Source organism: Marinobacter panjinensis (assembly GCF_005298175.1).
GTDB lineage: Bacteria > Pseudomonadota > Gammaproteobacteria > Pseudomonadales > Oleiphilaceae > Marinobacter > Marinobacter panjinensis.
Genome location: NZ_SZYH01000001.1, coordinates 1,507,498 through 1,529,215, shown reverse-complemented (window position 1 = coordinate 1,529,215; position 21,718 = coordinate 1,507,498). Strand labels below are relative to the sequence as shown.

Below are 21,718 nucleotides of genomic sequence, written 5' to 3'. Positions count from 1 at the left end.
CTACCGGAGCATCCTGTGCCGGATGTTGGTAACCAGTTGGTCCAGCATTTCCTTGGACTGACCATCATAGAGCATGCGGAATTTTTCTTTCTGTACGGCCCTTTCATGGTTTGAACTGGACGACAGCGAGTCTTTGCGCAGGTCCATGTAATGGCACGCTGCCAGATGTGCTTTTATATGATTATCAATCAGTTGGGTAATCAGCTCGTCAATATCGCCGTGACAGAAGGGGCGTACCCGATTCAGGGTGCTACGGGCTGTCAGCGCTGCATTGCGGGCTTCGAGCCGTAGTTCGCCAGCCTGGTCGTCCGCCTCAACGGCCCTGAGAAACATGCCCAGTTTGTCGTGCAGTGACCAGACCAGTGGCCAGATGGCTTCGTAAGCCGCCTTCTCTGCAGAGAATCGCTCACTGGCGGTGGTATCGTTACCACCTGAGGCGCCGGAGACTTTCGGGCCGTTGAAGTGCGATACCCGCAGTTCGTCCATATCCGTCCACAGGCTGTCGACCCTCATTTTAATGGCTTCGACTCGCTCTGCCAGTTTGCGCCTGACTGTGGTGCCGGAGAAAATCGAGATGATGGCCACAATCAGTGCTGCAACAGCGGTCAGGAGGATAACGTGGTTGGTGCTTAAAATGTCGATAAGATTGTCCGGTTCCATGGCTGCCAGCTCCGTTAAATGTCAGTAATATCTTGAGGTCTGCTACTGATCCGGCTCGACTTGCCTGAAAGGCAATGCCTCCCGAGCATCCTCGGCATAGGCCATCACATGCTCCGCTTCTTCCCGGGTAAACCTGGCAATAGCCTCACGGAAACCGGGGTGAAGTATGCCGTGCCAGGAATGAGTGATAACCGGCTCGAAGCCCCGAACCAGTTTATGCTCTCCCTGCGCACCGGCGTCGAATCGTGTCAGTGCCTGCTGAATGGCCAGCTCGATCCCCTGATAGTAACAGGTTTCAAAATGTAGATGGTCGAATTCCTCCAGACAGCCCCAGTAGCGGCCGTAGAGGGTATCTCCGCCCTGAAGAAACAGGGCTCCTGCAATCAATTGCTCGTTTCTGGCAGCCATAATAATGTGAAGCTGCTCTGGCTGTCTTTCCCTCAACTGCTGAAAAAATTCTTTGTTCAGATAGGGTCTTTGTCCCCGCTTCAGATAGGTGGCCTGGTAAAAAACATAGAATGTCGAGACGACGTGATCGGGGATGTCCTGGCCTGAAAAATGCTGGAACGTAATGCCCTGGTCCGCGACCAGTCTTCGTTCCTTGCGGATGGATTTACGTTTTCGCGACGTCAGCCTCGCGAGGAAATCATCGAATGTCCTGTAACCCCGGTTATACCAGTGGAACTGGCAGCCGAATCGGTGAAGTTCATCCGGCTTGCCCAGTAGTTCCTGGTCCCGACGTTCTGGAAACAGCAGGTGCCAGGAATGGGCGCCGAGGTCGCCGGTGACAGCGTCCAGCGTCTGGTGGATGCGCTCAGGCGTCATCCACCCGCGCAGCTCTTCAGAAAACAACAGCCTCGGCCCCTGGCAAGGGGTAAAGGGGATGGCAATCAGCAGCTTGGGATAGTAGTTCATGCCGTAACGCTGATAGGCCTCGGCCCAGGCCCAGTCAAAAACGTATTCGCCCATGGAGTGGGTTTTCAGATACGCCGGTATCACGCCTGCGAGTTTGTCATCGAGGTAGATCATCAGGTGAGACGGGCCCCACCCCGTAGTAGCGGTTGTGCCCCCGGTCTCCTCCAGAGCAAGCAGAAAGTCATGGCGCAGAAACGGCGTGTCATTGCCTGCGAACCGGTTCCAGTCCTCCGGGGGGATCTCGCCAATAGATCGGGCTGCATGGATTGTCAGTTCGGGGCTACCTGATTCTGGCATAGTCTGGGCTGCTCATGAGTTTAGCCACTACCATACGTTACAATCCGGTCCGCGATCATTGATTGAGGGTTAAATTTCTGTTGGTCAGTTGATGTGGCGGAATACAACAGCCCCATGTAAAGGTTATGCAAAGAAAAATGAGACAAAACAGGCTCCTTGCAGTGTCGTGATAGACTGCTGTCTGTAACAACGGAGGATTGCCATGCAGAACCGGGTGCTGTTGGTCGAAGACGATGAGGAATTGCGGGAGCTGCTGTCACGCTATCTCTCCAATCAGGGCTTTACCGTACGCGAGGCGGCGAATGGCCAGGACGGGTTGTCACTGGCACTGGGGCAGCACTGTGATATCGTCGTGCTGGACATCATGTTGCCGGATATCAGCGGCCTGGAAGTATTACGCCAGCTGCGGGAAAAAACCCATCTTCCTGTCGTTCTTCTCACTGCCCGTGGTGACGAGACTGACCGTATCGTCGGCTTCGAAGTTGGCGCGGACGATTACATCCCCAAGCCCTGCAATCCCCGTGAACTCATCGCCCGGCTCCAGGCACTGCTGCGACGAGTGGCCTGGGATCAGCAAGTCGGGCTGGACGAGTCCAGAACCTATGGCGATCTGAGGGTGGAACCCGTTCACCGGCGGATCTACCAGAACGATGAAGCACTGGATCTCACCGCTACCGAGTATGAGGTGTTGCAGGTACTGCTGGCCCATGCCGGCAGTGTGGTGAGAAAGACGGATCTGATGCAATGGGCTCTTGGCCGCCGTCTGGAGGCCTATGACCGCACACTGGATATGCATATCAGCAATCTGCGAAAGAAACTGGGGAATGATGACCCGCCGCGAATCGAGACGATCCGGGGGCTGGGGTACAGCTATCGGGTGCCGGCATGACCAGGGGGCTGAGATTTCCGCTGTTCTGGCGGATATTCATTTCCATCTGGCTTGCCATGGCGCTCACCATGATTGTCGGCAACCTGGTGACCTACACTCTGAAAGATCGTGAGAGGCAGGCTATTGAGCGCCAGGCAGGTTTGCAGGAACTTGCGGTTGAGGCACTGGCCGTTCGTGAAACCCGGGGGCGGGGCGATGCCTGGCGTTTTCTGAAAGAGCAGGGCAGCAAGCTGGACCTGCATCTGTTCCTCATTGAAGCAGACAACGATGATGGCAGCCTGCCGGAATCCATTCGGGAACGCATGGAATCTGTCGGTTGGTATCAGCAGCGACCCGCCGTTATTGAAGTGGCTGAAGGCTACCGGCTCGTTGCCTGGCCGCGTCTGAATGGCGAGGCATGGCTGAGCCCCCGGGTATTTCAGTGGCTTGAGCTTGCCCTTGCCTTCGTCATCATCACCCTGGCGTGCGTGTGGGTCGCACGCCTGGTGTCACGCCCCCTGAAACATATGGAATCAACGGCGCGGGCCATTGCCGGAGGCGATAATTCCCTGCGCGTCAGCGATGGTATTGCCAGCCGCCGTGACGAAGTGGGTGCCCTGGCAACGGCGTTCAATGCGATGACCGAGCAACTGTGCAACTTGCTGGATCGCCAGACCCATTTGCTACGGGATATCTCCCACGATTTACGAACGCCGCTGACGCGACAGCGGATTGCCATTGAGCTGGCGAGTGAAGGGGGCGTGGATGGCGACCTGATGGCCTCTATCCTGCGCCAGAATGAGCGACTGGAAGCCATGACATCCCAGATACTGACGTTGTACCGGGTATCGGAACAAGGTGGGGATATCGAGCGCGAAGGCGTTCAGCCGGTCAAGGTGATCAATGATGTGCTCAAGGATGCAGCCGATTACGCAGAACACCGGGGTGTTGACTGCCTGCTGACCATCAGTCCGGATTGCAGGCGTGCCTCCGTACTGGGAGACCAGGGACTGCTGCAGCGCGCGTTCGACAATATTCTGCAGAATGCACTGGATCACACCCCTCCGGGCAAGAAAGTCCATGTCGCCTTGCGCTCAGAGCCACAGCAACTGGTATTGGAGATCCGGGACGAGGGGCCGGGAGTGCCGGACGAGGTATTACCTCATCTGTTTGAGCCTTTCTATCGTGCTGACAAGTCCCGTGGTGGCAAGGGCTGGGGGCTTGGGCTTGCCATAGCCCGGGATATTGTGGCCATTCATGACGGCCAGATAGAAGCCTTTAACGCGGATCAGGGTGGTCTGGTAGTGTTGCTGCGGCTTCCCATCTTCACCGGAGCGAATTGAGCCGCCCATGTCCAAGGATTATCCGGTCCCGGCAGGCTTCCTGGAACGGGAAACAGAGGTCAAAAAGAGCCGGTTTATAGCCCGGGTTGTGCCCGTTTCGTCCCGGGATGAGGTCAAGGCCTGGCTGGAGCAGGCCCATAAAGACCATCCGGATGCCCGCCATATCTGTTGGGCCTATCAGATTGGCCGGCCGGGTGCGGCTGCGGAGGCTGCCATGAATGATGACGGCGAACCATCGGGCACCGCCGGAAAGCCTATCCTGAGCGTCATCCAGCACAAGGATATGGGCGATGTACTGGTAATGGTCATCCGGTACTTTGGCGGTATCAAGCTGGGAGCCGGAGGCCTTGTCAGGGCCTACGCCGGCGCCACCGAGGCAGTGCTGTCTGTGGTGGACCGGGTGATCCAGCTGCCACTATCGCGGGTGATCCTCACCATGACCTTCGCCGATGAACAGCCGCTCAGGCACTGGTGTGAGCAGAACAGCGCCCAGGTAGACCAGGTGGACTACAGTGCCCGGGTCACGGCAGAGATTACCCTGCCGGTCGACCGGAATAGTGAACTCTGCGCATTTTGCGACGCCCGCGGCATAGATTACAGTTTCGAAAGCTAGGGAACGTTTACCGAAACGCCGGGCGTCTACTGTGCGTATACTGAACACAGACAATACAGAAAGAGGCAGTTGTAATCATGAGAGTTATCCTTGTTTCCTTGTTGATGTTGGCTTTGGCCGGGTGTGCCAGCAACGTTGTAACAGATTATGATTCCGGCACCGTCTTTGGTAATTACGCATCCTGGGCATTTGCGCCAAAGGGTGAGGGTGAGAATTTTACGTCCCTCGACGGTGGCCGCATTGAGAGCGCGGTTGAGCGGGAACTCAACCGTAAGTCCATGCGCAAGGTCGAGCAGAACGAGGCAGACCTGCTCGTCGCCTGGCAGATCGTCGAGGAAGAACGTCTTGAACGCACCGGCGTTGGCCTTGGTTTTGGTTTTGGCAGTGGCAACTTTGGCTGGGGGCTTTCCTCGGCGCCACCAATCCGGGAAATTGAGGAAGGCAAACTGGTTGTGGAACTGGTTGACACAGACACCGACCGCGTTGTCTGGCGAGCAGCCAGTCGCCGCTACCTGAATGAAAACCAGTCGTCCGAGTCCCGGCGCAAGCTGATTGATGAAGTCGTCGCAGACATGTTCGAAAAGTATCCTCCCGGAGTGTGAAGCCCCCGGCAGATACCGTAGTGACTAAGAGGACGTTATGAAAAAAGGTTCCGGAGGACTGGTGTTCTCCACGGAGCAGGGGCGCATGTGCCCCGGTTGTCGACACCCGGTTGACGACTGCATTTGTGGGGCGCCATCACGCCCCGCCGGTGATGGCGTTGTACGCGTCAGCCGTGAAACCAAGGGTCGCAAGGGCAAGGGCGTTACCCTGATCACCGGCATCCCCCTCGACGAAAAAGACCTGAAAGCCTTCGCCAAGATACTCAAGGCCCGATGCGGAACCGGTGGTACCGTCAAGGACGGGGTGGTGGAGATTCAGGGTGACCAGCGGGATGTGCTGGTGCCGCTTTTGAAGGATAAAGGCTGGATCGTGAAAAAGGCCGGCGGCTGAACACCTGCAAAGCTCGAAAGTGGCTCATGGTCTGACACGCAATCGCTGGATCCAGACGTTACCATAGTCCACTTATTCAAGTGCAGGCCAAGGGGGAAATGAATGCACATACTGGTGCTGGGTGCCGGCGTTGTTGGTGTTACCACCGCATGGTTCCTGAGACAGCAGGGCTATGACGTCACCGTTGTAGACCGGCAGAGTAATGCAGGTACTGAAACCAGTTATGCCAATGGCGGACAGATCTCGGTATCCCATGCCGAACCCTGGGCCAACCCCTCAGCACCATTAAAGGTGCTCAAATGGCTGGCGCGTTCAGATGCGCCCCTGCTGTTCCGCCCGAGCATGGATCCGGCCCAGTGGCGTTGGGCTATCGCATTCCTGCGGCAGTGTACGTCCGCCAGAGCCGCCCATAATATCCGGCAGATTGTGCGTCTTGGCACCTACAGTCGGGAGTGTTTGCAGGCACTGCGCAAGGATACCGGAATCGAGTACTCTCACCTTGAGCGGGGTATCCTGCATTTTTACACCAACCCAGCAGAGTTTGAGTCGGCTTTGGAGCCGGCCCGCATCATGCGGGAGCTGGGTTGTGACCGCCAGGTGATCGATGCCGATCACGCGGTTGAGCTGGAGCCTGCGCTGGCACCAGTCAGACATCGGATTGCCGGTGCAACCTACACCTCGGAAGATGAATCCGGTGATGCCTGCCAGTTTACCCAGGCTCTGGCCAAAAAAGCACAGGACGCCGGTGTTGAATTCCTTTACCAGACGGACATTCTCGGCTTTGAGAACACGCGGGATCGTGTGCTTGGCGTGAACGTTATTCGTGCGGGAAAGCATCAGACCCTGCACGCGGACAGTTACGTACTCTGCCTCGGCAGCTTCAGCGCCATACTGGCCCGGAAGCTGGGCCTGTTCCTGAACATCTACCCGGCGAAGGGTTATTCCATAACCGTGCCGGTAAAAAATGAAGAAGCGGCGTTCAATGTCAGCCTCACGGACGACGAGTTCAAACTGGTGTTTTCACGCCTCGGCGACCGCATTCGCGTGGCGGGAACGGCCGAACTGAGCGGCTATAGCCGGGAGCTGAATCTTGCCCGCTGCCGGGCGATTGTCCGGCGAACCGCCGAACTGATGCCAGAGGCCGGCCACTGGGAGCAATCGGAGTTCTGGGCCGGGTTACGGCCGGCAACCCCCTCCAATGTGCCTTATATCGGAAAAAGTCATTTCGGCAACCTCTACCTGAACACCGGTCACGGTACGCTGGGCTGGACGCACTCCTGCGGTTCTGCTGCAGCGCTGACGGATATTGTGGCGGGGCGCAAACCGGATGTGGAGTTTGCGTTTACCGGGCTTTAACCGGTTCTGGTCGGAGGCATAGGCCCCACATCCCGGAAGGAGTGTGGGGCGGACTGTCTTCGGAGTCTACTTCAACTGATCCCGGATCAGCTTCTTGTTGATCTTGCCAACACTGGTTTTCGGAATATCCTCAACAAAATCAATCTGGCCGGGGATGGCCCACTTGTTGATTTCGCCGGAATCCACGAACTTCTTCAGGTGACTCTGGATATCCTCGAGTGAGGCCTCCTCGCCAGGTTTAAGGGTAACCAGGGCATGGGGGCGCTCGCCCCATTTCTCGTCCGGTACGCCTACTACAGCAGCGCCGGCAACCGCCGGGTGCTGGCTGATCAGGTTCTCCAGATCCAGTGATGAGAGCCATTCACCGCCGGTCTTGATCACATCCTTGATGCGGTCCTTGATCACCAGGGTGTTGTCCGGCTCCATGCTGGCCACGTCACCGGTGTGCAGCCAGCCACCCTGCCAGAGTTCCTCGCCTTTTTCCGGCTCCTTGAAGTAGCTCTGGGTAAGCCAGGGCGCGCGGGCAACCACTTCGCCCTTGGCTTCGCCGTCGTGGGGCACCGGGTTGCCTTCCGGGTCAACGATTTCAAGGTTGACCATGGGCACTGCGATGCCCGTTTTGATGCGCTTGGACGTCTGCTGCTCCAGCGGCAGTTCCAGGTCTTCCGGCTTGAGGTGGGTTACGCTCAGCAGTGGACAGGTTTCCGACATGCCATAACCGGTATACATGGAAATGCCCAGTCTGGCGCCGGCATCACACAGGCCCCGGGTAAGGGCGCTGCCGCCGATCAGTACGTGCCAGTTGCTCAGGTCGGCGGTCTTGATGGATTCGGTGGCCATCATCATCTGCATCACTGTGGGGACACAGTGGGAGAAAGTGACCTTGTGTTCCTTGAGCAGATCGACCAGCAGCTCGGGCTCATAGCGTCCGGGGTAGACCTGCTTGATGCCCATCATGGTGGCGGCGTAGGGCACACCCCAGGCATGAACGTGGAACATGGGGGTGACCGGCATGTACACCGATGAAGAGCGAAGCAGCGGTATCTCGTCGTAGGCGGACAGGGATCCGGTCATGGCCAGGGTGTGCAGGACCAGCTGCCGGTGGCTGAAGAAAACCCCCTTCGGATTGCCGGTGGTGCCGGTGGTGTAGAAGGTGGTGGCAATGCTGTTCTCGTCAAAATCCGGGAAGTCGAATTGGGCGCCCGCCTTGGCGAGAAGCGCCTCGTATTCACCGAGGGAATTCAGTGAGGTGGACTTTGCGCTCGGCTCGTCGCTTAACTGAATGTAGTGTTTGACGGTTTTTATCTCGTCCTTCACACCTTCCAGGATGGGCAGGAAGTCGTCATGGACCATGACCACATCGTCTTCGGCATGGTTCATGGTGTAAACGATCTGGTCCGGTGACAGGCGCACATTGACAGTGTGCAGGACCGCACCAATCATCGGAATGGCAAAGAAACACTCCAGGTAACGGGGCGTGTCCCAGTCCATAACGGCGATGGTGTCACCAGGTTTGACGCCGGCATCGGTCAGGGCGTTTGCCAGGCGATGGATGCGTTCAACCAGATCGGTGTAGGTGTACTTTGAACGGTTGGCGTAAACAATTTCCTGGTCAGGAGAGTACCTGGGGCCAGACATGAGCAGTTGCTTGATCAGTAGTGGATACTGATGGGCGTTGTCTGCCGGCGGCAGGATGCGGGTCTGTGCCATAACTCGGTGCCTCTTTCTCAATTGTTTAATTTATAACGAGAAGAGACCTAAATCTGACACAGTTTTACGTCAACGGAAACCTTTTAGGTTAAAAATAACGCAGAACCGGAGCCGCAGGTTTTTTATTGGCCCGTGTCTCCAGTTCCGCGTTTTTCAGGAGTGATGTGCAGGTGTTATTCGTAGGTACACAGATAAGCAGTGTCTACGTCGGTTTTTGCCTTGAAGCTGGCCTGTCCCGCTACCTCGAAAAACTCGCCGGAACCATAGGTCATCCATTCATCCATACCTGGCAGCAGTACGGTAAGTGCGCCACTGATGACGGTCATGGTTTCTTTTTTACTGGTGCCGAATTCGTATTCGCCCGGACTGATCACGCCGACCGTAGCTGGCAGTGTGGAGGTCTGGAAGGCAATGGATTTGGCCTTTCCATCAAAATATTCATTCACGTTCAACATGAAAGCATCTCCTAATAATTGATGGGCGCACTATACGCGAAGTTGTATTGCCGCGTTGTGAAAAATAACCGCGGCAAACCTAAAAGAGGGGGAAGCCTAGGGGTCTTCGGGTGATTCGGGTTCGGGCGGAGGTGTCACGCTCTCGGGACTACCCTCATAGCCGCTGCTGAGCTTGTGTGTATCGGCGTCGTAGTTTTCCCGGAGCTCGTCCTTGACGGTACCGTCCCAGAGCGTGGTTCCGGTAAAGTACCCGGCACGCCCGATAACATGGGCGGCGATGGGCGAGGTAATCAGGATGAACACCACAATCGCAAACGCCCGGGCAAACACGATGCTGTCTCCGAAATAGAACGCTACACCGCCCATGGTGAACATGGCACCCATGGCACCGGCCTTGGTAGACGCATGCATACGGGTGGGCAGGTCAGGCAGGCGAAGAATGCCAACGGCAGCAAGCAGCATGAATGCCGCCCCTGCGAGAAGCAGTACCGAGACGATGATTTCAATCATTCCTGCGACCTCCCCGTTCCAGGAAGCGGGCAAATCCGATGGCTGCCAGGAAGGCGGTCAGAGCGATGACGATGGCCACGTCCAGCAGGCTGGAGACTCCGGTATCGATCGCATGCACTCCGACATAGCCCACCACAATGGAAGCCACCAACTCCAGGGCCACAACGCGGTCTGGCAGGGAAGGGCCCCTGGTCAGACGAATGAATGCGAACAGGAGCGCCAACGAGAGCATGAAATAGACAATGTTGATCACAAACGGAATCACGTATTGGCTCCTTAGCGCAAGATCTTCAGGATTCGGTGCTCGAGTTCCCTGAGGTCCTGCCGCAACTGTTCTTCATCCTGGAGGAACATGGCATGAATGAAAAGCACCTGACGGTCGTCCGACACGTCCAGGCTCAGGGTTCCCGGTGTCAGGGAGATCACGCTGCTCAGGAACATGATCTCGACGTCGGTATGGGCCTCAAGACGAAATGCAATCACACCGGGTCTCATATACCAGACCGGCGTGGCGACGTCATAGGCAACGCGGAAGTTGGCTTTTACCAGTTCTTTCACAAAAAACACCAGAAACGCCGCCACCCGGGGGATACGGCTTGAATAGCCCTTGAGCACGGGGACCTGCCTTTGCAGGACCATCAGCGCCAGGTAGGCAAAGAAGAAACCAGCCAGGAAGTTCATCGCCGAGAAGTTGCCACTCAGGGCCACCCAGGCCAGTGCCAGCATGATGTTCCAGAAGAAACCGATCATTGTTGCGCACCTCCCAGAACCGCTTCTATATAGAGCTCAGGGTTCATCAGCTGGTCAGCCGCCATTTCCGCCAGTTCATAGATCGGCTGGCCGTTAAGGCCAATATACAGGGTGCAGGCAGCAAGGCCGACGACCGGTATGTGGTAGGCCCAGTTGTGACTTGTTTTCACCTCGCCCCTCAAAAGGCTCAGCGATTTGACGTGTTCTGGCGTTTTCTTCCAGAACACCTCCGCCCAGATCTTGATCATGGAGTAGAGCGTCAGCAGGCCAACCAGCAGGGCTATGCCGGTCACAACATAGGCTTCCGCTTCCAGGCCGGCGCGGATCACAACGAATTTTGCAAAGAACCCGGACAGGGGCGGAATACCGGCCAGTGACAGGGCAGGAATCAGGAACAGCAGGGCGAGCATTGGCCGCTCTTTGTAGACGCCGCCAAGATCCTTCAGTTCGTAGCTGCCGAGCAGCCGGTAAACAATGCCACTGACCAGGAACAGATTCGTCTTCACGATGATGTGGTGCATGATATAGAACACGCCGCCAATGATGGCCAGCGGGGTGAAAAGGGCAAGCCCGAGAATCATGTAGCCGATCTGGCTGACGATATGGAACGACAGAATCCTTCGGAACTCGAACTGGGCCGCAGCCCCGAGAACGCCTGTCAGCATGGTGAGCGCAGCGGCCCACAGCAGAATCGTGTGGGTGTACTCCACATCCTGGGTAAAGATCAGGGTGAATACCCGGTACAGGGCGTAGACACCCACCTTGGTCAGCAGCCCGGCAAAGAGGGCGGAAACCGCCACCTGTGGGGTGTGGTAGGAAGCCGGCAACCAGAAAAACAACGGAAAGGCGGCCGCCTTGATGCCAAAGGACACCATGAACATCATGGATACCACCGTGACCATTCCAGGGTCTTCCAGTGTGGCCACTTTCTGGGCGATATCCGCCATGTTGAGCGTACCGACGGTTCCGTAAAGCAGGCCCACCGCTGACAGGAAAATCGCGGAAGAAAACAGGTTCAGGGTGACGTATTTGATCGCCCCTTCCATCTGCGCCCGTTCACCCCCCAGAGTGAGCAGGGCAAAAGAGGCGAGCAGCATCACCTCAAACCAGACAAACAGGTTGAAAATGTCGCCAGTCAGGAAAGAACCTGCAACCCCGGCCAGCAGCAGGTGCATCAGGGGATAATAACCGAATTTCTCATGCCCGCTGGGTGTGGACGCCAGTGAATAGATGGCGATGGCAAGACCGATGATTCCGGTCAACACGATCATGATGGCACTGAGCAGGTCGGAGACAAAGACAATGCTGAAGGGTGCCGGCCAACTGCCCATTTCCATCACCAGGAACCCCTGGTCAATGGTTGAGCGCAGCAACCAGACACTGGCCGCGAGCAAAAGGGCGGTAGCCAGAACCGCCAGGATGCGCTGATAGCGAACCGAGCGCCACAGTGCCACTGACAGGGCGCCGGAAATCAGCGGAATAAGAATAGGGAGGACGAGTTCCAGGTTCAAGTATCCGTATCCTTCATCTGGTCGAGGTCATCGGTTCCCACTACTTCATACGCGCGGCGTATAAGAACCACTGCGAAGGCCAGGACGCCGAAGGCGATAACGATGGCAGTCAGTATCAGTGCCTGGGGTAGCGGATCAGCAACCGCACCCAGAGGCGCATCAGCACCTTCCGGAAGCAGGGGAGGCGCTCCCCTGGTCATGCCGGAGACGACAAAAATGAGAAGGTTGGCAGCGTTGCTCAGCATTATCAGGCCAATGACCAGTTTGACAATGGAGCGTCGCAGCATCATGTAAATCGCTGCCGCGAAAAGGATGCCGACGACGTAAGCCATCAGGCTTTCCATAACGGCCCTCCTTTTGAATGGTCGTATTGGATGTCAATGCCCTGATTCATTCATCCGACTCCATCAGGTTGATAACAAACGTCATGATGGTGCCAAGGACGGCTGCGTAAACCCCAATATCAAAAATCAGTGGCGTTGACAGCTTGAGGTAGCTACCTCCGGGAAGCGGCAGCTCCCACCAGTGAGCGGTCAGCATGGGCTGGCCTGCCAGAAATGCAGGAATGGTCGAGGCGATGGCGAACAACAGCCCGGCAGCCAGGAGATCCCTGGGGGCGACCCGAAGGATGCGGCGAGTGGGTTCCGAGCCAAACGCAAAGGCGTAGAGCACAAAGGCACTCGCCGCTACCAGTCCGCCAATGAAACCGCCACCGGGCTCGTCGTGGCCACGGAGCAGCAGGAAGACGGAGAACATAAGCTGCAACGGCATGATAAACAGTGCAGCGGTGTGCAGAATCAGAGTATTGGATTTCATGATTTGTACTGATCCTCCGCCCTCAGTTTGATCATTGAAAGCACGCCGAGGGCGGCCAGTGACAGAACGAAGATCTCGCCCAGGGTATCCAGAGCCCGGAAATCCACCAGAATGACGTTGACGATGTTGCGCCCATGGCCCAGCGTCCCACTGTTCTCGACGTAGTAGCTCGAGATACTTTCGAAGTATTGAACATCCAGTGCGGCGAGAATCAGCAGTGTCATCACCACGCCGGCAAACGTAGCGACCGCAAGGTCGCGGTATCGTTCGAACGGCGAGGACAGGTTGACGAATTCCGGCAGCTTGAACAGCACCAGGACCAGAAGGATGACGGTCAGCGTTTCCACCAGCAGTTGGGTAATGCCCAGGTCAGGCGCGCTGAACAGGATAAAGGTGAGGGCAACGCCGAAGCCAAGTACACCCATCGAAGCCACCGAGCCCAGGCGGGAGTGGGTGGTGCTGGCAAAAGTGGCAGCGGCAACGAGCAGCAGAGCAATGCCCCACTCATAGAAGTAACTGTCAGTCAGGTCCAGGGTCAGATTGATGCCATGGTGGGTCAGCAGGGTGTACCCGGTGAGGCCGAAGGTCACCGCTACCAGCAGCAGCAGGTACAAACCGAGCACTCCGTTCTGCAACACCCGGGTCTGCCAGGCTGCAACAATGGTGATGCCTTCCATAAAGCGGAAGTACCCCGCCTCCGGGCCAAACCGGGCGGCGGAGGTATTGATGGCATAAATGGATGGCTGCAGCCGGTTCCAGCCGGTCAGCAGGCTCAGGCCCAGTACCAGGCTTCCGATCGATAATATCAGTGGCACGTTGACGCCGTGCCAGAGCGCCAGATGGGTTTCTACCGAAGCACCATAGACGCTGCCTACGGCGGACTGTAGCAGCGCTCCCTCGGGAAGGAACGGAGCGAGGCCGAATATCAGGGCAGTCACTGACAGTATCGCAGGGCCAATCAGCATGCCGAAGGGCGCCTCGTGAGGGGTTTTCGGTGTATTGCCGACCTGACCGAAGAAAGGCTTGATGGCCACCAGGCCCGCAACGCCGACAATCAGCACCGCAGCAGCAACGGCTACCGTGGTCAGACCGGCGGACCAGAGCGGGGAGTCCAGCAATGACTCAAACAGCAATTCCTTGGCGATAAACCCGAACAGGGGTGGCAGGCCCGCCAGGGACAACGCTGCCAGGCATGCGATCACCGCCGTTACCGGCATGGCCTTTTTCAGGCCGCCCATGCGGGTGATGTCCTTGGTGCCGGTTTCGTGATCCAGGGCGCCAGCGATCATGAACAGCGCCCCTTTGTACAGCGAATGCGCCACCAGGAAACAGATAAAGGCAGTCAGGGCGAGTTCGGTCCCCACGCCAATCAGCATCGTGAGGGTGCCCAGGGCCATGATGGTGGAGTAAGCGAGGACTTTCTTGATACCGGTACTGCTGAAGGCCAGGTAGGCACCGGTAAACATAGTGGCGGCACCGAACAGCATCAATGCCTGGCTCCAGAGTTCACCCTCGCCCAGAGAGGGATTCAGGCGTGCCATCAGGTATACGCCGGCTTTCACCATGGTAGCGGAGTGCAGGAAGGCGGAAACCGGCGTGGGTGCCGCCATGGCATTGGGCAGCCAGAAGTGGAACGGCACCTGGGCGGATTTGGTAAAGCATCCCGCAAGGATGCAGATGACCGCCCCGGTGTAGAAGACGTGTTCATGGAGGGCCAGATCCGACGCAAGGATTTCAGCCAACGAGTAACTGCCAGTCATGATCGACAGAAGAATCAGCCCTGCCATCAGTACGAGGCCGCCGCCGGCGGTGACAAACAGGCCCTGAAGCGCACATTTTCGGGCCTCCATGTCTTCATGGTTGAAGCCGATCAGCATGTAGGAGGTAATACTGGTGAGTTCCCAGAACACAAACAGCGAAACCAGGTTGTCAGAAAGCACCAGTCCCAGCATGGAGGCCATGAAGGACAACATGATCACGAAGAAACGTGCCAGGTATTTATGCCCAGCGAGGTAGGCGCCGGCATAAATCAGGATAAACGTGCCGATGCCGCTGATCATCATGGCAAAAACCAGGGAAAGGCCGTCAACCAGAAAGTTCAGGTTGATGCCCAGGCCCGGTATCCAGGCATATTCCAGAACCAGCGAACCATTGGCCTGGATTTCCGGAATCAGGCTGGCGAAATAGGCAGTCAGGCTTGCGGGCAGTATCGCGAGTGTCCAGCCGATGTACCTGCCCGTTACCCGGTGCAGCGCCGGTGCCACTATTGCCAGCAGAAATCCTGATAACACAGCCAGTAGCATGTTGAGATTGCGCTCCAGTCAGGCCCGTTAAAGTCGGCTGGATCGCTCCGGGGCTGGAGACGGATCCACAGGGAATGTTGACTACTACCCTGTATTCAGACGCCTGAGAGCCTATCCGACACCTTGATTAAAGGCAAGACAGGTTGCAGGCCGCCTGACTACAAGAATAGACACCTCAATACGGTTTTGCAGAGCTGTCGGACCAGTGAGAAACCACGCTATCACCAATGGCGGTCAGAAATCACGGCGGTCCTGGTACGGTTTGTCCGGAGAGCCGGAGTTCCGTGCTAGCGCGACACGCTGATTGGCACGGCCCAGCACCTTCTTCTGCAATTTCGTTTCCCAGTCCAGCGCTACTTTGTCAGTGGCGTTCCAACTCCGGTTGAACAGCAGCTTGCTGGCGGCGACAGCGTCCGGGGAGCGATTCGCCAATTCGCGGGCAAAGGCCAGGGCCTCAGCCATCGGATCGTTGCTCACCCGGCTGACCAGGCCCATGGCTTTTGCCTCGGTACCGCTGAAGCGCCGGGCTGTCATGGTCAGTTCCTTGGCCAAATCAATGGGGATCAGTTCGCGAAGGGATACGGTCAGGCTCATGTCCGGGATCAGGCCCCACTTGCTTTCCATAATGGAAAACTCGCAGTCGTCAGTGGAAAACCGGAAATCGGCCCCCAGCGCCACCTGGAAGCCGCCGCCGAAACAGTAACCATGGGTGACGGCAATGACCGGCGCGGGCACATCCCGCCATAAATAGCCTACATCCTGGGCAAGGTTACTGATCTTGCGGCCCGGCTTTATCAGCAGCTTGAGAAAATTTACCGGGTTCTTCGACACGGTTTTTACATCCAGTCCGGAACAGAAGGCCTCTCCGGCACCTCTCAGAATAATGGCGCGCACACTGCGGTCTTTCTTCAGGGTCTTGGCCGCCCGGGTAATGGCTTCGAACATGGGCATGTCCAGGCCGTTATATTTTTCCGGCCGGTTGAGGGTGACAGTCGCAATGCCATCCTCAATATCGATCAGTACCCGTTCAGAATCGCTTGTGCTCATATCGTCGGTTCCGTGTCATACATTAGTCGTAGGGCGCTATGCTACCATGTTGCCTCCTGAAGGAGAGACTACATGACTGCCGCCTACCCGAACCTGCTCAAGCCCCTTGACCTGGGCTTCACCGAATTGAAAAACCGCGTGCTTATGGGCTCTATGCACACGGGGCTGGAAGACCGTTTCTGGAACATCCACAAACTTGCCCGCTATTTTGCCGAGCGCGCGGAAGGCGGCGTTGGGCTCATGGTCACCGGTGGTTTCTCTCCCAACTTTGTGGGCCAGCTTTCGCCCCTGGCGTCCACCATGAACCATCGCGGTACCGCCTTGCTTCATCGCCATGTCACCAACGAAGTTCACGATGCAGGTGGCAAGATCTGCCTGCAGTTGCTGCATGCCGGCCGTTACGGGTACCAGCCCTTCAGCGTGTCAGCTTCTGCCACCAAGGCGCCGATTACGCCCTTCAAGGCACGGGCCCTGTCCACCAAAGGCGTGGACAAACAGATCAATGATTTTGTCGATGCCGCCAAACTGGCAAAGCTCGCGCGGTACGATGGCGTCGAGGTAATGGGCTCGGAAGGCTATTTTATCAATCAGTTTCTGTGCGAGCGCACCAACAAGCGCACTGACAAATGGGGCGGCCCCTTTGAGAACCGTATGCAATTGCCGGTGGAGATCGTCCGCCGGATGCGGGAAGCGGTCGGCCCGGAGTTCATCATTATCTACCGCCTGTCGATGCTGGACCTGGTGGAAGGCGGGCAGACCTGGGAGCAGGTTGTTCAACTGGGAAAGGCCATCGAAAAAGCTGGTGCCACGATTATCAACACGGGCATCGGCTGGCACGAAGCCCGGGTGCCAACAATTGTGACTTCCGTGCCCAGGGGCGGCTTTGCCGACGTCACCGCCAAGTTCTACGGCGAAGTGGATATCCCGGTGTGCACCACCAACCGCATCAACACCCCGGAGAAAGGTGAAGAAATCCTTGCCGCCGGCAAGGCGGATATGGTTTCCATGGCGCGGCCGCTGCTGGCGGATTCGGAGTTTGTTCGCAAGGCCGAGCAGAACCGCAGCGATGAAATCAATACCTGCATTGCCTGCAATCAGGCCTGTCTGGACCACGTGTTCCAGCTCAAGCGAGCGTCCTGCCTGGTGAACCCCCGCGCCTGCCACGAGACCGAACTGGTGCTCACAGTGGCGCCTGTCTGCCGCCGTATTGCTGTAGTGGGCGCCGGGCCCGCAGGCTTGGCTGCAGCCACCACCGCCGCCAAACGAGGGCACAAAGTGACGTTGTTTGAAGCGGATGACAAGATTGGCGGCCAGTTCAACTATGCCAAGCGAATCCCCGGCAAGGAAGAATTCTACGAGACACTACGGTACTACCAGCGCCAGATTGAAATCCTCGGCATTGAGCTCAGGCTCAATACCCGCGTTGACTCGAACTCGCTCAGTGAAGCCGGATTTGACGACGTCATCATCGCCACGGGCGTGAAACCACGAACACCGAAGATTGACGGTATCGATCATCCGAAAGTGCTGGGTTACCTCGACGTGCTTCGTCACAACAAGCCCGTTGGCAAATCAGTGGCGGTGATTGGCGCCGGGGGTATCGGCTTCGATGTCAGTGAGTTCCTCACCCACGAATCCGGCCATCACCCCGAGGGCGAGCAGGTCAGCGTTGCCGATTGGCAGGCGGAATGGGGCGTTGACCCGCAATTTGAAGGGCCGGGCGGGCTGGCGGAACGCAAGCCAGCGTCGTCACCGCGCAAGATCTACCTGATGCAACGCAAGAGCAGCAAGGTAGGCGGCGGCCTGGGCAAGACGTCCGGTTGGGTTCACCGCAACAGCCTCAAACACCGGGACGTGGAAATGCTCCGGGGCTGCAGCTACGAAAAGATTGACGATGAGGGCCTGCACATCACGTTATCAGACAAGGATGGCAAGGTTACGGAGAGTAAGGTGCTGGCGGTGGATAATGTCATCATTTGCGCCGGTCAGGAGCCGTTCCGTGCCCTGTTTGATGATCTGGTAAACCGCGGAATTGAGACTCATCTGATTGGTGGCGCTGATGTGGCTGAAGAGCTGGACGCGAAGCGGGCCATCCGCCAGGGAACAGAAGTAGCTGCCCGGATTTGACCGTATGGACAATTTTGGTCACAAAGTGAGCGCCTTTATCACTCCAGCATCAGCGGCAGTCAGGCACCGTTACAGCCCTGGCTGCCCGTTATCGAATGGCTTTCAGGGCTGCGCTGATAGCGTCAGCTTCGGCAGATAGTACCCGGTAACGAAGGCTGTCGGCCTGCTGGCTGGCCTTCAGCAGCTGTTTCTGCTTCATGTCGTAGAGGCGGCTCAGCAGATCGGATTGCTGGGTTCTTTGCAGTGCTGTCATGGTATTACCCTCCGCGGGAAATAGCCTGTGTCAGTAAATTTTACGTTTGGCGCCAGCTTTCGGCTCTGTAGATGTAATAAAGCATAACCCGGGCCAAACCGTCGTGTATGTGCGTTAGCGAGCAAACCGGGCCCGATAAACACCGGGTGCCAGGCCAGTGTGTTTCCGGAACAGACGGCTGAACGAACTGACGTCCTCATAACCCACCATTCTCGTCACTTCCTCTACCGCTGCCCGCGAATGCTCCAGATGCTGCCGCGCCGCCTCGATTCTCAGAATCTGCAGATAACCGGTGGGGGTATCCCCGGTCGCTGCCTTGAACCGGCGAATCAAGGAACGCTCTGTTAACCCCGCCAGCGTGGCAAGAGATTGCAGGGTGACCGGTTTGGTATAATTCGCATCCAGCCAGTCCTGCAACTTCAGAACCGCCGCGTCGGAATGATAACGCCGCGCCTGCAGGGCACCGTAAGGTGCCTGGCTGGTCCGTCCGGCATCAATTACAAACGCCTTCGCTAACTCCCTTGCGACCTTGGCACCGGCATATCGCTCCACCAGGTACACCCCCAGGTCCCACCAGGCCATGCCGCCCCCGGCGCAGGCAATGTGTCCGTCCACCGTAATTAACTGGTCCGGCTGCAAATCCACCTCAGGAAAGCGCTGCCGGAACTGGTTACTGAACCCCCAATGCGTCGTCGCCTGCCGACCATCCAACAGCCCCGCTTCTGCCAACAGGAACGCCCCGGTACAGTTACTGGCCACCCGAACCTGACCAGACCCCGCCTCCCGAAAGCCACCAAGCCACTGAACCAACCCGGGATTAGCCGCCAAAACCTGCCCAATAGGCGCGCCAATCGTCGGCACAATCACCAGATCCGCCTGCGAATCGCCGGCAGAGTAGTCCCGCCAGTCCCCGTCCGCAAGCAGTGTAATCCCGTTGATACACCGGCAGGGCTTGCCACCCTCGGTCAACAGCCGCGTCGTAAACTCCTGCTCCGGCGGCATGTCATTGATACGGGCCCAAGTCACACCGGCCAACCGGAACAGGTCAATAATGCCGGTAATGGCGCTGGCAAGCGCACCATCAAATCCGATAACAGAAACCGTTCGCATACCAACTCCAAAGCAGGGCGCCGGCCGGGAATACCCTCCCGGGACTGTCGGCAGCATGGATGCTGCCGTCAAGCGTACACGGACGTATTAACAGCGTGTCCCGGGAGGGTATTCCCGGCGGGTGCCCGTCTGATATGCACCATGAAACGAGCCCGGAAGGGAAGAGTGGCGATATCAACCATGATTATGTCATTAACGCCGGTTTCAACAAAAACAACCGTATGAGAGGCTATGCACCATAAACAGGAGACTACCCCAATGACAGATACCCTGATCGACCGCCGCGACCTGGCGTTCCAACTCTACGAAGTACTCGACACCGAAAGCCTCAGCGCACGCGAACGCTTCAGCGAACACAACCGCGACACCTTCGACGCCGTCATCGAAACCGCCGATAAAATGGCCCGGGAAAAGTTCGCTACCCACAACAGCGCCGCCGACAAAGACGAGCCGAAGTTCGTGGATGGCCAGATAGAAATGCTTCCTCAGGTAAAAGAAGCCTTCGACGCCTACGCCAGCGCGGGTTTTATCGCCGGCCGCTACGACTACGAACTTGGCGGCATGCAACTGCCCGAATCCGTGATGGCGGCCTGCAACGGCTTCTTCACCGCAGCCAATCCCGGCACAGCCGGCTATCCGTTCCTGACCACCGCCGCCGCCAACCTGATCCGCGTATTCGGCAACGACCAGCAGAAAAACACCTTCCTGCCCCACATGCTCAGCGGCCGTTTCAGTGGCACCATGGCCCTGACCGAGCCCCATGCCGGCTCCTCCCTGGCGGACATTCGCACCTCCGCATCGCCAACAGATGATGGCCACTATCTGATCAAGGGCGCCAAAATCTATATTTCCGGCGGCGAACAATCTATCACCGAAAATATCGTTCACATGGTGCTGGCCAAAATCAAGGGCGCACCGGCGGGGGTGAAAGGTATTTCCCTGTTTATCGTGCCGAAATTCATCGTTGATGAAGACGGCAACCCGAAAGAGCGCAACGGCGTGAACCTGGCGGGCCTGATTCACAAACTGGGTTATCGGGGCACCACCTCCACGGCCCTGAGCTTCGGTGACGACGCCCCCTGCCACGGCTACCTGGTTGGGGAGCCCCACCAGGGCCTGAAGTACATGTTCCAGATGATGAACGAGGCCCGCGTCGGTGTAGGCTTTGGTGCCGCCGTCATAGGCTACCGTGGCTACATGCACAGCCTGGAGTATGCGAAGGACCGCCTGCAGGGCCGCAAACCGTCGGAAAAGAATCCGGAAGCGCCCCAGGTGTCGATCATCGAACACGCCGACGTGCGCCGAATGCTGTTGGCCCAGAAGGCCTACAGCGAAGGGGGCCTGGCCTTGTGCCTGTACGGTGCGCGCCTGATGGACGACCAGCACACCCATCCGGATGAGCAAAAGCGGATGGAAGCCGGCAAATTGCTGGACCTGCTGACCCCGGTCATCAAGGCCTGGCCGTCAGAGTTCGGCCCCAGGGCAAACGATCTCGCCATCCAGGTTTACGGTGGTGCGGGTTATACCCGGGAATACCCGGTGGAGCAGTGCTGGCGCGACAACCGCCTTAACCCGATCCACGAAGGCACCAACGGCATCCAGGCACTGGACCTGCTGGGCCGCAAGATCTGGCAGGACCAGAGCCACGGCCTGCAGCTGCTGATGCAGGAAATGCAGGTGGATCTCGAAGCCGCCACTACCGACCGCTGCCAGCAGTGGGCGCTTTCCCTGAGTGAAACCCTGCAACAGGCTGTCAAAGTCACCCAGAGCCTGGGCAAGTCCCTGATGTCGGAAGACCCGGACCGGGTTCTGGCCAACGCCTCATGCTACCTGCACCTGTTCGGCCACATCATTGTGTCCTGGATGTGGCTGCGTCAGGCCAACGCCGCGGCCAAGGCACTGGGCTCTGCGAACAGCGACGACGAACGCAGTTTCTACCAGGGCAAACTGCAGGCCGCCCAGTACTTCTTCCACTGGGAACTGCCAACCGTGGCGCAGGACCTGGTGCTGCTGAGGAACCAGGACGATACCTGTATGAACATGAAGCCGGAGTGGTTCTGAAACTGGCAGACTGACCTAAC

The 21,718-nt window shown here is 57.7% G+C and carries 22 protein-coding genes; 8 read left to right on the top strand and 14 right to left on the bottom strand.

The features are described 5' to 3' along the window. Together FDP08_RS06890 and FDP08_RS06885 are read right to left on the bottom strand one after the other, a co-directional pair. The gene (locus FDP08_RS06890; protein WP_137435252.1) at nucleotides 1–660 is read right to left on the bottom strand and encodes a hypothetical protein; all 660 of its coding nucleotides are present in this window, start codon (nucleotides 658–660) and stop codon (nucleotides 1–3) included. 42 nt (nucleotides 661–702) lie between these two features. Next, a complete protein-coding gene (locus FDP08_RS06885) occupies nucleotides 703–1,872 on the bottom strand; it encodes a GNAT family N-acetyltransferase (RefSeq protein ID WP_137435251.1) in 1,170 nt (389 codons plus the stop codon). A gap of 202 nt (nucleotides 1,873–2,074) precedes the next feature. Between FDP08_RS06885 and FDP08_RS06880 the strand changes: the two genes are divergently transcribed. The 6 genes from FDP08_RS06880 (at nucleotide 2,075) to FDP08_RS06855 (ending at nucleotide 7,045) form a co-directional block, all read left to right on the top strand. Next, nucleotides 2,075–2,761, top strand: coding sequence for a response regulator transcription factor (locus FDP08_RS06880; RefSeq protein ID WP_137435250.1), 687 nt, complete (start codon nucleotides 2,075–2,077; stop codon nucleotides 2,759–2,761). Further along, nucleotides 2,758–4,083 carry a sensor histidine kinase gene (locus FDP08_RS06875; RefSeq protein WP_137435249.1) on the top strand — a complete coding sequence of 442 codons (1,326 nt, stop codon included), beginning with the start codon at nucleotides 2,758–2,760 and terminating at the stop codon, nucleotides 4,081–4,083. Before FDP08_RS06880 ends, FDP08_RS06875 begins: the two co-directional genes overlap by 4 nt. 7 nt (nucleotides 4,084–4,090) lie before the next feature. After that, nucleotides 4,091–4,696 (top strand): YigZ family protein, encoded by a 606-nt coding sequence (locus tag FDP08_RS06870; RefSeq protein WP_137435248.1) that lies wholly within the window; start codon nucleotides 4,091–4,093, stop codon nucleotides 4,694–4,696. A gap of 77 nt (nucleotides 4,697–4,773) precedes the next feature. Beyond that, on the top strand, nucleotides 4,774–5,298 hold the full coding sequence (locus tag FDP08_RS06865) for a DUF4136 domain-containing protein (RefSeq protein WP_137435247.1): 525 nt from the start codon (nucleotides 4,774–4,776) through the stop codon (nucleotides 5,296–5,298). 37 nt (nucleotides 5,299–5,335) lie between these two features. Then, nucleotides 5,336–5,689 carry a translation initiation factor Sui1 gene (locus FDP08_RS06860; RefSeq protein ID WP_137435246.1) on the top strand — a complete coding sequence of 118 codons (354 nt, stop codon included), beginning with the start codon at nucleotides 5,336–5,338 and terminating at the stop codon, nucleotides 5,687–5,689. Between the two features lie 102 nt (nucleotides 5,690–5,791). Then, nucleotides 5,792–7,045: a D-amino acid dehydrogenase gene (locus FDP08_RS06855; protein WP_137435245.1), complete on the top strand. Its 1,254-nt coding sequence runs from the start codon at nucleotides 5,792–5,794 to the stop codon at nucleotides 7,043–7,045. Between the two features lie 66 nt (nucleotides 7,046–7,111). On the opposite strand, the gene FDP08_RS06850 is transcribed toward FDP08_RS06855, so the two are convergent. The 10 genes from FDP08_RS06850 to FDP08_RS06805 form a co-directional block, all read right to left on the bottom strand. After that, the gene (locus FDP08_RS06850; RefSeq protein ID WP_137435244.1) at nucleotides 7,112–8,755 is read right to left on the bottom strand and encodes a fatty acid--CoA ligase; all 1,644 of its coding nucleotides are present in this window, start codon (nucleotides 8,753–8,755) and stop codon (nucleotides 7,112–7,114) included. Between the two features lie 173 nt (nucleotides 8,756–8,928). Next, nucleotides 8,929–9,210, bottom strand: coding sequence for a pyrimidine/purine nucleoside phosphorylase (gene ppnP, locus FDP08_RS06845; protein WP_137435243.1), 282 nt, complete (start codon nucleotides 9,208–9,210; stop codon nucleotides 8,929–8,931). A gap of 96 nt (nucleotides 9,211–9,306) precedes the next feature. Then, nucleotides 9,307–9,720, bottom strand: a complete 414-nt coding sequence (gene mnhG / locus FDP08_RS06840; RefSeq protein WP_137435242.1) for a monovalent cation/H(+) antiporter subunit G — start codon at nucleotides 9,718–9,720, stop codon at nucleotides 9,307–9,309. Continuing rightward, on the bottom strand, nucleotides 9,713–9,985 hold the full coding sequence (locus tag FDP08_RS06835) for an MrpF/PhaF family protein (protein WP_137435241.1): 273 nt from the start codon (nucleotides 9,983–9,985) through the stop codon (nucleotides 9,713–9,715). The genes mnhG and FDP08_RS06835 overlap by 8 nt, the downstream gene beginning before the upstream one ends. 11 nt (nucleotides 9,986–9,996) lie before the next feature. Further along, a complete protein-coding gene (locus tag FDP08_RS06830) occupies nucleotides 9,997–10,470 on the bottom strand; it encodes a Na+/H+ antiporter subunit E (RefSeq protein ID WP_137435240.1) in 474 nt (157 codons plus the stop codon). Further along, nucleotides 10,467–11,981 (bottom strand): Na+/H+ antiporter subunit D, encoded by a 1,515-nt coding sequence (locus FDP08_RS06825; RefSeq protein WP_137435239.1) that lies wholly within the window; start codon nucleotides 11,979–11,981, stop codon nucleotides 10,467–10,469. Before FDP08_RS06825 ends, FDP08_RS06830 begins: the two co-directional genes overlap by 4 nt. Beyond that, on the bottom strand, nucleotides 11,978–12,325 hold the full coding sequence (locus FDP08_RS06820) for a Na+/H+ antiporter subunit C (RefSeq protein ID WP_137435238.1): 348 nt from the start codon (nucleotides 12,323–12,325) through the stop codon (nucleotides 11,978–11,980). Before FDP08_RS06820 ends, FDP08_RS06825 begins: the two co-directional genes overlap by 4 nt. Nucleotides 12,326–12,371: 46 nt before the next feature. After that, nucleotides 12,372–12,797 (bottom strand): Na+/H+ antiporter subunit B, encoded by a 426-nt coding sequence (locus tag FDP08_RS06815; protein WP_137435237.1) that lies wholly within the window; start codon nucleotides 12,795–12,797, stop codon nucleotides 12,372–12,374. Beyond that, complete coding sequence (locus FDP08_RS06810; protein WP_137435236.1) at nucleotides 12,794–15,100, bottom strand: putative monovalent cation/H+ antiporter subunit A; 2,307 nt, start codon at nucleotides 15,098–15,100, stop codon at nucleotides 12,794–12,796. Before FDP08_RS06810 ends, FDP08_RS06815 begins: the two co-directional genes overlap by 4 nt. A gap of 234 nt (nucleotides 15,101–15,334) precedes the next feature. Beyond that, a complete protein-coding gene (locus FDP08_RS06805) occupies nucleotides 15,335–16,147 on the bottom strand; it encodes a crotonase/enoyl-CoA hydratase family protein (RefSeq protein ID WP_137435235.1) in 813 nt (270 codons plus the stop codon). A 72-nt stretch (nucleotides 16,148–16,219) separates the two neighbouring features. Between FDP08_RS06805 and FDP08_RS06800 the strand changes: the two genes are divergently transcribed. After that, a complete protein-coding gene (locus tag FDP08_RS06800; protein WP_137435234.1) occupies nucleotides 16,220–18,274 on the top strand; it encodes an NADPH-dependent 2,4-dienoyl-CoA reductase in 2,055 nt (684 codons plus the stop codon). Between the two features lie 88 nt (nucleotides 18,275–18,362). Here the strand turns inward: FDP08_RS06800 and FDP08_RS20295 are convergent, their stop codons facing one another. Together FDP08_RS20295 and FDP08_RS06795 are read right to left on the bottom strand one after the other, a co-directional pair. Next, nucleotides 18,363–18,527, bottom strand: coding sequence for a hypothetical protein (locus tag FDP08_RS20295; protein WP_170978981.1), 165 nt, complete (start codon nucleotides 18,525–18,527; stop codon nucleotides 18,363–18,365). A gap of 114 nt (nucleotides 18,528–18,641) precedes the next feature. Continuing rightward, a complete protein-coding gene (locus tag FDP08_RS06795) occupies nucleotides 18,642–19,637 on the bottom strand; it encodes a GlxA family transcriptional regulator (RefSeq protein ID WP_137435233.1) in 996 nt (331 codons plus the stop codon). Between the two features lie 258 nt (nucleotides 19,638–19,895). Here FDP08_RS06795 and FDP08_RS06790 point away from each other — a divergent pair, with 258 nt between their 5' ends. Further along, on the top strand, nucleotides 19,896–21,698 hold the full coding sequence (locus tag FDP08_RS06790) for an acyl-CoA dehydrogenase (RefSeq protein ID WP_137435232.1): 1,803 nt from the start codon (nucleotides 19,896–19,898) through the stop codon (nucleotides 21,696–21,698). Nucleotides 21,699–21,718 lie beyond the last annotated feature (20 nt).

Coding starts and splice junctions, on each gene's coding strand:
- FDP08_RS06805 (WP_137435235.1), bottom strand. CDS start 16,147: ATGAGCACAAGCGATTCTGAACGGGTACTGATCGATATTGAGGATGGC.
- FDP08_RS06795 (WP_137435233.1), bottom strand. CDS start 19,637: ATGCGAACGGTTTCTGTTATCGGATTTGATGGTGCGCTTGCCAGCGCC.
- FDP08_RS06875 (WP_137435249.1), top strand. CDS start 2,758: ATGACCAGGGGGCTGAGATTTCCGCTGTTCTGGCGGATATTCATTTCC.
- FDP08_RS06820 (WP_137435238.1), bottom strand. CDS start 12,325: ATGGAAAGCCTGATGGCTTACGTCGTCGGCATCCTTTTCGCGGCAGCG.
- FDP08_RS06880 (WP_137435250.1), top strand. CDS start 2,075: ATGCAGAACCGGGTGCTGTTGGTCGAAGACGATGAGGAATTGCGGGAG.
- FDP08_RS06790 (WP_137435232.1), top strand. CDS start 19,896: ATGACAGATACCCTGATCGACCGCCGCGACCTGGCGTTCCAACTCTAC.
- FDP08_RS06800 (WP_137435234.1), top strand. CDS start 16,220: ATGACTGCCGCCTACCCGAACCTGCTCAAGCCCCTTGACCTGGGCTTC.
- FDP08_RS06815 (WP_137435237.1), bottom strand. CDS start 12,797: ATGAAATCCAATACTCTGATTCTGCACACCGCTGCACTGTTTATCATG.
- mnhG (WP_137435242.1), bottom strand. CDS start 9,720: ATGATTGAAATCATCGTCTCGGTACTGCTTCTCGCAGGGGCGGCATTC.
- FDP08_RS20295 (WP_170978981.1), bottom strand. CDS start 18,527: ATGACAGCACTGCAAAGAACCCAGCAATCCGATCTGCTGAGCCGCCTC.
- ppnP (WP_137435243.1), bottom strand. CDS start 9,210: ATGTTGAACGTGAATGAATATTTTGATGGAAAGGCCAAATCCATTGCC.
- FDP08_RS06830 (WP_137435240.1), bottom strand. CDS start 10,470: ATGATCGGTTTCTTCTGGAACATCATGCTGGCACTGGCCTGGGTGGCC.
- FDP08_RS06885 (WP_137435251.1), bottom strand. CDS start 1,872: ATGCCAGAATCAGGTAGCCCCGAACTGACAATCCATGCAGCCCGATCT.
- FDP08_RS06870 (WP_137435248.1), top strand. CDS start 4,091: ATGTCCAAGGATTATCCGGTCCCGGCAGGCTTCCTGGAACGGGAAACA.
- FDP08_RS06810 (WP_137435236.1), bottom strand. CDS start 15,100: ATGCTACTGGCTGTGTTATCAGGATTTCTGCTGGCAATAGTGGCACCG.
- FDP08_RS06855 (WP_137435245.1), top strand. CDS start 5,792: ATGCACATACTGGTGCTGGGTGCCGGCGTTGTTGGTGTTACCACCGCA.
- FDP08_RS06860 (WP_137435246.1), top strand. CDS start 5,336: ATGAAAAAAGGTTCCGGAGGACTGGTGTTCTCCACGGAGCAGGGGCGC.
- FDP08_RS06865 (WP_137435247.1), top strand. CDS start 4,774: ATGAGAGTTATCCTTGTTTCCTTGTTGATGTTGGCTTTGGCCGGGTGT.
- FDP08_RS06890 (WP_137435252.1), bottom strand. CDS start 660: ATGGAACCGGACAATCTTATCGACATTTTAAGCACCAACCACGTTATC.
- FDP08_RS06850 (WP_137435244.1), bottom strand. CDS start 8,755: ATGGCACAGACCCGCATCCTGCCGCCGGCAGACAACGCCCATCAGTAT.